Genomic DNA, 11,688 nt, shown 5'->3' on the forward strand with positions numbered 1-11,688 from the left:
ACTACTGCGTTTTTGCTTCTAACTCGGCTAGCTGCTGATTTTTTTCATTCCAAATGCGATTTAACTCAGCTTGAAAGTTAACTCTAAAGTCAGCATCACCGGTGTAATCACCGATTAAATTAGGGCTCACTTCCATCACTTCTACTCGCAAATCAACTTGCGTAACACGACCACTGGCAAAATCAACAAAGCTCGGAATACCATCAGGATAATGAATGGTTACATTGACCACTTTTGAAATTTGTTCACCCATAGCTTGCATAACAAACGCAACCCCGCCCGCTTTTGGCTTTAACAAGTGTTCAAAAGGGCTGTTTTGGCGTGAATGTTTTTCGGCAGTAAAACGTGTGCCTTCAACAAAGTTAACGATACTTACCGGCATTTCTTTGAACTTTTCGCAAGCTTTGCGCGTTGTTTCTAAGTCCTTGCCACGTAATTTAGGGTTTTTCTTTAATTGTGATTTGCTAGTGCGAGTCATAAAGGGAAAATCTAATGCCCACCACGCAAGACCTAAGAAAGGCACGTAAATTAGTTCTTTTTTTAAGAAAAAGTTTAAAAAAGGAATGCGGCGATTAAACACGCGTTGCATTACGACAATATCTACCCAGCTTTGATGATTAGCGATCACCAAGTACCAATCTTTTGCTTTGAGCTGCTCAAGTCCGGTTACGTTTAGCTTATAAGAAGCAAATAAGTTTTGGTTAATACTGTTACAACTCACCCACATAGTGGCGCATTGCTTAGCAACCCAACTCATTAATTTTTGCAGAGGTTTAATTGGGATCAGTTTAATCACGCCACAAATAAAGATGGGCACGAACCAAAAAAGTGTATTGAGGGTGTAGAATAAAAAACTGAACACACAACGGATCATGGACATTACTACTTATTCCTTTAATGCTTAATCTTCAAAATACGTGTAGCCAGAAAGGCCAGCATTTAGTTCTGACAAATATTGTGCCTTAGATTGCTCATCAATTGCCAGTGAGTTAACCCGTTTTGCAAAGTTTTCAGCAAGAATGTCACTATCATAATCAACAAACTTTAATACGTCCTTAACGCTGTCACCTTTAATCGCGTTAGTCAGCTGATAACCAGCTTCAGTAAGTTCAACATGCACTGAATCTGTGTCGCCGAATAGGTTATGTAAATCACCTAAAATTTCTTGATACGCGCCCACTAAGAACATCGCAATGTGATATTGCTGGCCTTGCTTGTACTCAGGTATAGGTAAGCTGCTCTCAATGCCGGTACCTTCAACATAGTTACGAATTTGTCCATCAGAGTCACAGGTAATGTCTTGAATAATAGCGCGTTGCGTTAACGGCTGGTGTAGGTTTTCAACAGGCATCACAGGGAATAATTGCTGAATACCCCAAACATCAGGCAGTGATTGGAATAATGAGAAATTAACGAATAGCTTGTCGGCCAGTTTTTCGTTTAAATCATCTAACACTTCACGGTGGGCACGGGCATTTTCGCTGAGGGATGCTCGAACGCGGTGTAAAATGGTGAAATACAGCTGCTCAAGCTTCGCCCATTCAAGCATAGTGAGTAAGCCATGCACATACTGATCATGAGCTTCACTAAATAGATGCATTGCATCATGATAAATTTCCAGCGCCATACGCGGTGTTAAACGCTGTAAACACTGCCACATTTCATCTAGTACCAATACGCTACCGGCCTCAGGCGCTGTTGGGTTTTCATGATTTGGCGCACGCTCGACATCGATAACATCAGTAATTAATACCGCATGATGCGCTGTTAACGCACGACCTGATTCGGTAATAATGGCTGGGTGTTTAAGGTCATGTTGTTGGCACACTTCAGCAAACGCATTCACTACATTACGTGCATATTCATCAACACTGTAGTTCATTGAACACGAACTACGTGAACCAGACCCTTCATAATCAACACCTAAACCGCCACCTACATCAACTGTATTAAGTGGCACGCCTAACTGAGTTAACTCAGCAAAATGGCGAGCACATTCACGCAGTGCCCGATGAATATCACGGATATTGGCAATCTGAGAGCCAATATGGAAATGCACTAGTTGCATTAAATGAAGTTTATTACGCGACTTAAGTAGCTCAACCGCAGAAAGTACTTGGCCTGCAGTTAAACCAAACTTGCCTTTTTCACCACCGGTATTTTGCCATTTACCTTTACCTACCGAGTTTAAGCGAATACGGATACCGATTGATGGCTCAATTCCTAAGTCATCAATTTCAGCTAACAAGGTAGTCAGTTCAGAGAGTTTTTCAACAACAATGTGAACCTTGTGCCCCATGCCTTGACCAATACAGGCCAAGCGCAAAAATTCACTGTCTTTGTAGCCATTACATACAATGGTAATTGGCTCTTTCGCTACACCTAAAATCGCCATAAGCTCAGGCTTTGAGCCGGCCTCAAGGCCTACTAAACCACTTGGATGAGCGAGTAGTTTACTCACAACAGAGCGCTGTTGATTAACCTTAATTGGATAAACACAAGTATAACTACCTTGATATTCACGGGCGTTACACGCTTTGGTAAAAGCACTCGTCAGAGTATCAACACGATTTTGTAGAATGTCAGTAAAGCGTACTAGTACAGGTAAAGTAAGACCTTGCTTTTTGAATTGCTCGGTCAGTTCAGATAAAGACACCGCAGCTTTAGTTTGATCACCATCAGGGTAAGCCACCAGCTCACCTTGCGCGTTAATGTCAAAGTAACCGTCACTCCAGTGAGCAACATTGTATGTATCGCGTGCTTTGTCTAAACCCCAAGTCATGGCAATATCTTCTGTAATTTCATTAAATATAAACGCACATTTTAATACGCTAGGGCTGACCACGCTAACAAAAATTGCGCTATATGCCAAAGTGATAAAAAATATTCGCTATACTGATTAAAATTTGATTGAGCAATTGGTCAAGCACTGGCAAAATTGCCCCCCTTTTTTACCATTAACCAAAAGTGTATGAGCAAGATGGCTAATTTAGATCAAAACAACTGGTTCACTGAAATTAGTGACCGTGATGGTAGTGCCTTTTCACTACGCATTACTAAAAAGCTTGATGAACAACAGTCGCCATTTCAAAAAGTAGAAATGTACGAAACAACTGACTTCGGTAATCTGATGATTATTGACGGTTGTACTATGGTAAGTAGCCGTGAAAACTTTTTTTATCACGAGATGATCAGCCATCCGGCATTGCTTGCACACCCAAATCCAAAAAATGTTGTGATCATTGGTGGTGGTGACTGCGGTACATTGCGCGAAGTATTAAAGCACCCAGGTGTTGAAAGCGTAACACAAATTGATATCGATGAAGTCGTGACACAAATGTCACTTAAATACTTCCCTGAGCTGTGTGAATCAAATCAAGATCCTCGCGCTACAGTGATGTTTGACGACGGCATCAAGTACATGCGTGAAGCAGCGCCTGAATCAATCGATGTAGTGATTGTCGATGGTACAGATCCTGTTGGTCCAGGCGAAGGTTTATTCAACCATGCTTTCTATACGAGCTGTTTAACTGCACTTCGCCCTGGCGGTATCTTAATTCAGCAAAGTGAATCACCACTTATGCATATGCCACTATTAGTAGAAATGCGCGATGCGATGACAGAAGTGGGCTTTGTTGATCTACAAACTCTGCCTTTCCCACAGCCAATTTACCCAAGTGGCTTATGGTCAGTAACCCTTGCTCGTAAGTCAGAAGCATTCGCAGGGTTTCGTGAAGATGATGCAAATACACTGGCGCAAAGCACAGAGTACTATAATGCAGGTATTCACCACGGCGCATTAGCGACACCAAATTATATGAAGCGTGCTTTTGAGAAAAAGTAAGCGTTTTAGCTAGATGTAAAAAAGGGCTCATTGAGCCCTTTTTTGTTGGCTTATGATTAGACTTTAAATCGATTTACTAAATGATTGAGCTCATCAGTGAGTTGGTTCATACGATTAGCTACTTCTTGTGTTGAACTTGCTAAGCCGCCCCCTTGTTGGGTTTGATCGTTTAAGTCTGATAAATTTTGGCTAATTTCATCTGCCACAGCAGTTTGCTCTTCCGTCGCTTGCGCTGTCTGCATCGCCATATCATTTACCTTAACTGATGACTCTTGCATTGAGTTAAGCACATCATTGGTTTGTGTAAATGACTCAACCGCTTCATCGGCATAGCGCTTACCACTATTAATAGCTTGCAGTGACTGCTCAACGCTTGTAGCAAACTGTTCAACCATAGTTTGAATGTCATTAGTACTTTCTTGTGTGCGAGTTGCTAGGGTACGAACCTCATCAGCAACGACCGCAAAACCGCGACCTTGCTCACCGGCGCGCGCGGCTTCAATTGCAGCATTCAGAGCAAGCAAATTTGTTTGTTCAGCTATTGCTCGAATTACTTCAAGCACTTTGGCGATGTTGTCTGAGCTTTGCTGCAATTCTGTTGAACGCTGGCTGGCATGCTCCATGTTGTCTGACAGCGCAATAATTTTACGGCTTGAATTATCAACCGCAGCTAAGCCTTGTTTAGCTAGCTGTTGTGAATTATCGGCTTCATGAGATGAGTTTTGCGCCACATTGGCCACTTCGCGACTTGCTACACTCATTTCGTGTACAGCACTGACTATCGACTCAGACGCTTGGCTGAGCTTTTGATTTACTTGGTGGTTTTGATTAGCAAAGTTGTCTAAATCATTACCAAGATTATGTAGCTCTTTCGCTTGTTCTAAAATATCTTTGATTAACTGTTGTAAGTTATCTAAAAAGCGGTTGAATGCAGTAGCCAACTCAGCAAATTCATCTTGCGTTTTAACATTAATACGACCTGTTAAATCTCCATCTCCAGAGGCAATTTCGTTAATTCGTTCTGTGACAAAGTTAATTTGTTTTGTAAGCTGGCGTGGCACAAAATAACTAAACCAACCAGCAACTGCCAGAACAACTGCAATCATCAGCATAAGCATCACTTTAAAGCCCATTACTTTATCCATCAGCTTTTCTGTTTCTGCTTGAGAGGTTTTATCTGCCGCTTCACCGGCTTTATCTAAAATATCACGTAGTGCCGAAAAGGATTGCTCTGCAGCTTGTCTTTGCGAAGCATCAGCAGGGTTATTTATGTAACTTGTTGATGCTGTGTACCATGCATCAAATGCGCTATCAAAGTTACGGAATTGACTCGTAATCTCAGAGTATGGCGACATATAAGATAGATATTGCTTAAATCGTTCTTTAACTTGCTCGGCATTTTCTTGGTGATCTGTTAGTTGCTCTTTATCACCTTTCATTTGAGTAACAAGATGCAACTCTGCCACTTTAGCTTGGTACAGGTCTCGGTCAGCATTAACAACCACAGAAACCGCATTTAAGAAACGTTCTGACTGTGCATCAATCGCTTCTTTTTGAAGGTTAATTAGATAGGTATAGCCGGCAATTAAAATGACGACAGCAATGCCAAGTAGCACAATTGGTAAAGAGCTTTTGACGCGAATGCTTTGTAACTTCATACATTATCCCAATTCAAATTCTAATCAGCACGTTCATTAGAATGTTAGTAGAAAAACTAAAAAAGTGTATGAAATTAAAAAAACCAACTCGCTGAAAATTGCAATTGCTGCTGCGAGTTATGCTCATTAAATCCCATACCGGGTCTGTTTTGAGCGTCACTGCTCAGCACTGAATATTCAGCACCTACTTGCCACTGAGTTGACAGTTGATAACGCCAACTTGCGGTTAAAGCTTCTCCACGACTTTGGTTAGGATCAAATTGCCAATCATCATGATCGCTAACCTTGAAATAATCATACCTAATTGTGAGACGATGCTGGTCTAACTTGTGGCTTAATAAAACAAAATGACTATAAAAATCATTATCTACCCCACGGTGAGGGCCCATTGAAGTTTTACCATCTAACAATTGCGCAATAATGCGTGTTTGCTTATTAACTTTATATAGCCAAGCAACGCTTAAAAAGCGAGTATCCCATGCGTATTGACCAGTATCGGTATTCAAAGCACCTGGATCGCCATTGTTATCATAATAATAAACACGTAATTGCGATCGCTTCTGATAATCCCAATGCACGCCAACGTAATAACCAAAGCGGCCATCAACTTCTTCGAAAGGCTCAACATGCTCAGCTTGCTTACTTAACTGATACCAATTAAATGAATTAGGGGTTGCAAAATCAATACGTTCATTAAAGGTAGTTTGCCTATCATGCATAGCAAAGCCCCGCCATGACAATAAAGTACCGGCGGGATCATTGCCTTTAAACACCGACGCAACCCCTTCAAAGCTGTGGTTACTTCTAAACTGTCGACCTGGGCGCTTAATGCTTGCCTCTAAACCAAAAGCACGTACCTCTTCACCAATCCATGTATTAATCGCAGAATTAGTATAGTTATAAGGTGACATCCAGCCACTTTGTGGATTCTCTAGTGACATTTTTGGATAAAAGCCACCAGCTTTAACAGCCCATTTGTAGCGACTTGCAGTGAGAGGCTGATATTGTAAATAAGCCTGAGTAAAGCCTACTGTCAGTTCAGGATCTGGATGAGCGTTAAGCACAGTATGCGCAGACCAATCGCTATTTAATTCAAAACGACTACTTAGCATAGCTTGTGATATTACGACACCATCATGCTCTTGGTCATAACGGTATAAGCCGATTCCCTTACGCTGATAACTCGACAGTTGGTCGCCACGCACAGCCGTTACGGTTAGCTGCCCATCATGCTCGGCAAAGGCCTGTATAGGTAACCCCACAACACTAAATAATGCCAAGGCGTGCCATTTATTAATAATCATCAAATTCGTCGCTGCTTAGTTCTAATTTTGGTAATAAAGTTTGTTTTAACTGATAACTTAATTGCTTAGCCGTGTTTTTGATCTCGATGGTTTCTGGTGTGCTGATATCATTAAATCGGTCATGCCAAACAGCCAAAGTAAACTTACCTTTAGGTAAGCTTAGTTCAACCATACCTTGCTCATCGGTTTGCCCATAAATACCGCCATCAACGACTACAATATAACCCAGCATCCAGTCATGAATGTTACAGCCAAGCTCGACAACGCCTGTTTGTGCAAAGTTAATCGGTTTTTCTGGTTTATCGTGGTAAAGCTTTAACTCAAATTGCTTTGTTTTAGAAAATGAATAAACGTGGTGCATAATTGAATCAAGGTTAGGAAACTCAACATTAGCCCCTTGTGGCACTGCCAGCACATGAGGCACAAAGGCACGTTTTTTTTGACTCATAGTGTAATGACTATCAAGAGCTGTAACTTGTTTTGAACCTTTAAGCCAAACCACGGCATTTTTGAGAGGTTGATTCTGCTTATCAACTATCTGTATTTGCTGTGCCAATAAACATTGACTAAACAATAGTAGTAGCAACAGGGTTATTCTTGTCATTTTTGCTAAACCTTTTTAGGTGCTGGACTTGGTATCGCAACGTTCACTTTGTTGAATACGTATGCAGATCTCTCGTATTAACCGGCAAGTCACTTTATGCTTTAAGGATGTATGTGAATACGTGACAACAATCCATAACCATAAGCCGCCAAGGAACAACAATGCGATTAACTGCCTTAATGTTAGCAGCCTTTTCAGGTACTTGCCTAGCACAAACCACAACCGTCAGTTCACCTGATGGGCAGATCAAAGTAACTATCTCAGATGAGCAACACACACCTAGCTACGAAATCAGCTTTGCAGGTAAACAAGTCATTGCTAACTCTTCGTTAGGCCTTGTTTTTAAACAACAACCAGCAATGAGCGAAGGTTACAAAATTAGCAGCCAAACCACTGATTCGGTAAAAAGCAGCTGGGAGCAACCTTGGGGTGAACGCCAAACGGTAGTTGATAACCATAACGAAGTCGCTGTTACCTTTAAAAAGCCACAACCACAAGGTGGCACGTTTACAGTACGTTTTCGCGCTTTTAATGATGGTGTAGGTTTTCGATACGAATTACCAAAACAAGCTGGCTATGATGATGTAGAAATCACTAAAGAGCTTACAGAGTTTGCTATTACAGATTCATCAGATGCAACAGCTTGGTGGATCCCCGCCCGAGGTTGGAACCGTTATGAGTATGTTTATAACACTACCCCACTTCATAAAGCCGCACTTGTGCACACACCATTTACTTTAAAAAATAAAGAGGGTGTGCATATCAGTATTCACGAAGCTGCCCTTGTTGATTATGCAGGCATGGTTTTAAATCAACGTCGTGATGGTACTTTCCAAGCAGATTTAACACCTTGGTCAGACGGTGTAGCAGTTAAAAAGCACGGCGCATTCAATACACCTTGGCGTACAATTCAAATTGGTGATGAAGCCGTTGATTTAATCAATTCTGATATCATCTTAAACCTAAACGAGCCGAATAAACTCGGTGATGTATCTTGGGTTAAACCGGGTAAATACGTAGGTATTTGGTGGGGTATGCACATCAATGAAAATACTTGGGGTAGCGGTAAAATTCATGGTGCAACCACTGCAAACACTAAATATTATATGGATTTTGCTGCTAAATATGGCTTTGATGGCGTGCTAGTCGAAGGCTGGAATATTGGCTGGGATGGCGACTGGTTTTATAACGGTGATGTATTTAGCTTTACTCAACCTTATGACGACTTTGATATTGAAGAGCTAACACGTTACGGCAAAGAAAAAGGCGTGCAATTAATTGGTCACCACGAAACTTCAGGTAACGTGACTAACTACCGTAACCAAATGGAAGCTGCATTTGCGTTATATGAAAAATCAAATGTAAGCCAAGTTAAAACAGGTTATGTAGCTGACGGTGGTAACATCAAGCGTATCGATGAAAACGGCATTGTGCGTAAAGAATGGCACGATGGTCAGTTCATGGTAAACGAGTACCTATACAACGTGAAACTTGCTGCTAAGCATAAGATTAGTATCAATACGCATGAGCCAGTAAAAGATACTGGCCTACGTCGTACATACCCGAACTGGATTGCTCGTGAAGGTGCTCGTGGCCAAGAGTTTAACGCATGGGGTACACCGCCGAACCCACCTGAGCACATTCCAATGCTTGCTTTCACCCGTATGCTTGCCGGCCCAATGGACTTCACACCAGGTATTTTTGATATGGGCTTTAACGGTCTAGGTGCCGATACCAATCGCCCACAAACAACTCTAGCGAAGCAATTAGCGCTATATGTTGTAATGTACAGCCCAATTCAAATGGCCGCTGATTTACCACGTAATTACTTGGCCAAGCCAGATGCATTTCAGTTTATTCAGGACGTACCAACTGATTGGCAACAAAGTATTGCACTACAAGGCGAAGTTGGCGATTACGTTGTATTTGCACGTAAAGAGCGCAAGCGTGAGCAATACTCAGGTAACGACTGGTATCTAGGCGCTGTCACAGACGAAAAAGCCCGCACTTTAGAAGTGAAATTAGACTTCTTAGATAAAGGCAAAAAGTTTGAAGCGCAAATCTACCGTGACGGTGATAAAGCACAGTGGGTTAATAACCCTTACGACTTAAAAGTAGAAAAACGCATTGTTACTGCTGATGATAAGTTGACGTTAAAGCTTGCTACCAGTGGCGGCACAGCGATTCGATTTAAAGCGATGTAAGTTGCTAAAAATTATGAAAAGCGCGGCATTTGATGTCGCGCTTTTTTATTGGCATAAAAAAGTAGCCCTGTCAGGCTGCTTAAAACTTATCATTTAGGGCTTAAAGCTAGCAACTTACTCTGCTAGTAATTGATCAAATAAATCAAAAACTTTATCGAGCTCTTCTATAGTGTTGTAGTGCATACAACCAATGCGAACTACGCCGCCGGTTTCTAATACCCCTAGCTGCTTACATAAGCCTTGGGCATAGAAGTTACCATCCCACACACAAATGTGCTGCTTACCTAAAAACTCAGAAACAATACGTGGCTCAATGCCTGCAAAAGTTAGTGCAAAAGTCGGTGTACGCTCAGATAAACGATCTAAAGCATCAATACCGAACAACTTGATACGCGGATAATCAGCCAAACGCGTTAAGAAATGCTTACTTAATGCCATTTCGTGTTGTTTAGTGATAGCAAATGCAGCAGCTAATTTATCTCGGCGTGAGTGACTATCATCAAGCTCACTAATTGCAGCAATGTAGTCCACAGCAGCAATTAAGCCAGCCAATGCTTCAAAGCTTTGTGTTCCAGTTTCCCAGCGACCTGGCGCAACATCTTTTGCAGGCTCAACTTTATATGGCGTGAAACCTTCTAGGTGCTCACGTTTGCCATATACAATACCAAGGTGAGGGCCAAAGAACTTGTACGCAGAGCAGGCTAAGAAGTCGCAATCAAGTGCTTGTACATCCACAAGCTCATGAGGTGCATAATGAACGGCATCAACATATACTAGCGCACCAACAGCATGTGCAAGTTCAACGATGCGTTTAATATCATTAATTGAGCCAGTAGTGTTCGATGCATATGTCACTGCAACAAGCTTTGTTTTGTTAGATAAAAGGCTTTCCAAGTGTGCCATATCTAAGCTGCAATCAGCTTCGTTGATAAGGGCTGTTTTTACAGTAGCACCTTTATCTTCAGCAGCTTGCTGCCAAGATGATACATTTGAGAAGTGATCAGCATTGGTGACGATAATTTCATCACCTGCAGTCCAATCACGCGAGATTGCACGGCTAAAGCTAAACGTTAAGCTTGTCATGTTTGCACCAAACACGATTTGCTCTTTAGATGGCGCATTTAATAAGTCGGCTGCAGCTTGGCGAGCGTTTGCCATTAACTCTACTGTTTTGTCACTTGAGAAAAATGCACCGCCTAAGTTTGAGTTGTAGTAACCCAAATAAGCAGTCATGGCACTTAAAACTGACTGTGGCACTTGAGAGCCACCCGGGCCATCAAGGAAAATCGGTGACTGACCGGCAACTTGTTGCATAAGCGCAGGGAATTGGCGACGTAATTGCGTTAAGTTCATGATATACCCTTACGCAGTTAGTACGAAGCAATCAAGGTAACCTTCTTTGCTTGCGTCTAATTTATTCATTGGGGTTGCGTTATGCCATACTTCACGGTCATTAATAAGCGCAAACATGCCGTCCTTAATTTCCATTTTGAAACATGGCTCAGCTTGTTGGTGCTCATAAACAAGTAGCTCACCACCTTCTAGGTTTTCATGTGATACACCACATACACAAACGTGATCAAAACCATCTTGGTGAACACCTTCAGGCGCAGCAGGTGTGTCGCTGTCGATAGCAAGCATTCTAAATTGGTGAATTTCAATATCGCGGTCATCGCTAATACCTGTCATATCACGAAACTGATTAACGATTTGCTTCATGCCATCAGTCGCTAATAAGCTATCTTCTAGATTTTCATAAGTACGCTCAACATTACCTTGAAAGGTATTAATTGAGTCATCTTGCACGAATGCTTTTGTTGGTTGTAATTTTAATTCTCCATCAACAACTTTAATTACTGAATAACGACGCTTACGAAACTCACCATCTGCGTATGGATTCGCAGGTAGGTTAGCAAAAGAAGGTTTTACTGCGTCAATATGCGCTTGGCTTACAAAACGAAGTTGTAGAAGGTTCTGGTTGTTTAATGTAGTCATTTAGATCTCGCCTTAATACGTTGAGAATATTGGCGAGGATTTTAATGCAATTGATAGGAAATTTTTGCGTTATTATGTA

The 11,688-nt window shown here is 41.6% G+C and carries 9 protein-coding genes; 2 read left to right on the plus strand and 7 right to left on the minus strand.

The window, feature by feature from the left end:
* Position 1: 1 nt before the first annotated feature.
* Positions 2 to 880, minus strand: coding sequence for a 1-acylglycerol-3-phosphate O-acyltransferase, YihG family (gene yihG, locus J3455_RS17775; protein ID WP_178926502.1), 879 nt, complete (start codon positions 878 to 880; stop codon positions 2 to 4).
* Between the two features lie 21 nt (positions 881 to 901).
* Entirely contained in the window at positions 902 to 2,782 is a 1,881-nt protein-coding gene (gene speA, locus J3455_RS17780; RefSeq protein WP_297331366.1) for a biosynthetic arginine decarboxylase, read from the minus strand.
* A 198-nt stretch (positions 2,783 to 2,980) separates the two neighbouring features.
* Here speA and speE point away from each other — a divergent pair, with 198 nt between their 5' ends.
* Positions 2,981 to 3,844 (plus strand): polyamine aminopropyltransferase, encoded by an 864-nt coding sequence (gene speE / locus J3455_RS17785; protein ID WP_054562846.1) that lies wholly within the window; start codon positions 2,981 to 2,983, stop codon positions 3,842 to 3,844.
* Positions 3,845 to 3,900: 56 nt separating this feature from the next.
* Here speE and J3455_RS17790 read toward each other — a convergent pair whose 3' ends face one another.
* The 3 genes from J3455_RS17790 to J3455_RS17800 form a co-directional block, all read right to left on the minus strand.
* Entirely contained in the window at positions 3,901 to 5,502 is a 1,602-nt protein-coding gene (locus J3455_RS17790) for a methyl-accepting chemotaxis protein (RefSeq protein ID WP_130049973.1), read from the minus strand.
* Positions 5,503 to 5,576: 74 nt separating this feature from the next.
* A complete protein-coding gene (locus J3455_RS17795; protein ID WP_349562119.1) occupies positions 5,577 to 6,806 on the minus strand; it encodes a hypothetical protein in 1,230 nt (409 codons plus the stop codon).
* On the minus strand, positions 6,796 to 7,410 hold the full coding sequence (locus J3455_RS17800; RefSeq protein ID WP_239977116.1) for a methylamine utilization protein: 615 nt from the start codon (positions 7,408 to 7,410) through the stop codon (positions 6,796 to 6,798). Before J3455_RS17800 ends, J3455_RS17795 begins: the two co-directional genes overlap by 11 nt.
* A 161-nt stretch (positions 7,411 to 7,571) precedes the next feature.
* On the opposite strand from J3455_RS17800, the gene J3455_RS17805 reads away from it, so the two are divergent.
* Complete coding sequence (locus tag J3455_RS17805) at positions 7,572 to 9,614, plus strand: glycoside hydrolase family 97 protein (RefSeq protein ID WP_349562120.1); 2,043 nt, start codon at positions 7,572 to 7,574, stop codon at positions 9,612 to 9,614.
* 114 nt (positions 9,615 to 9,728) lie between these two features.
* On the opposite strand, the gene J3455_RS17810 is transcribed toward J3455_RS17805, so the two are convergent.
* Both J3455_RS17810 and J3455_RS17815 read right to left on the minus strand, forming a co-directional pair.
* The gene (locus tag J3455_RS17810; protein WP_349562121.1) at positions 9,729 to 10,967 is read right to left on the minus strand and encodes a cysteine desulfurase-like protein; all 1,239 of its coding nucleotides are present in this window, start codon (positions 10,965 to 10,967) and stop codon (positions 9,729 to 9,731) included.
* A 9-nt stretch (positions 10,968 to 10,976) separates the two neighbouring features.
* Entirely contained in the window at positions 10,977 to 11,609 is a 633-nt protein-coding gene (locus tag J3455_RS17815; RefSeq protein ID WP_054563473.1) for a 2OG-Fe dioxygenase family protein, read from the minus strand.
* Positions 11,610 to 11,688: the final 79 nt, after the last annotated feature.

This window comes from Pseudoalteromonas sp. NFXS39, assembly GCF_040148775.1.
GTDB lineage: Bacteria > Pseudomonadota > Gammaproteobacteria > Enterobacterales > Alteromonadaceae > Pseudoalteromonas > Pseudoalteromonas apostichopi.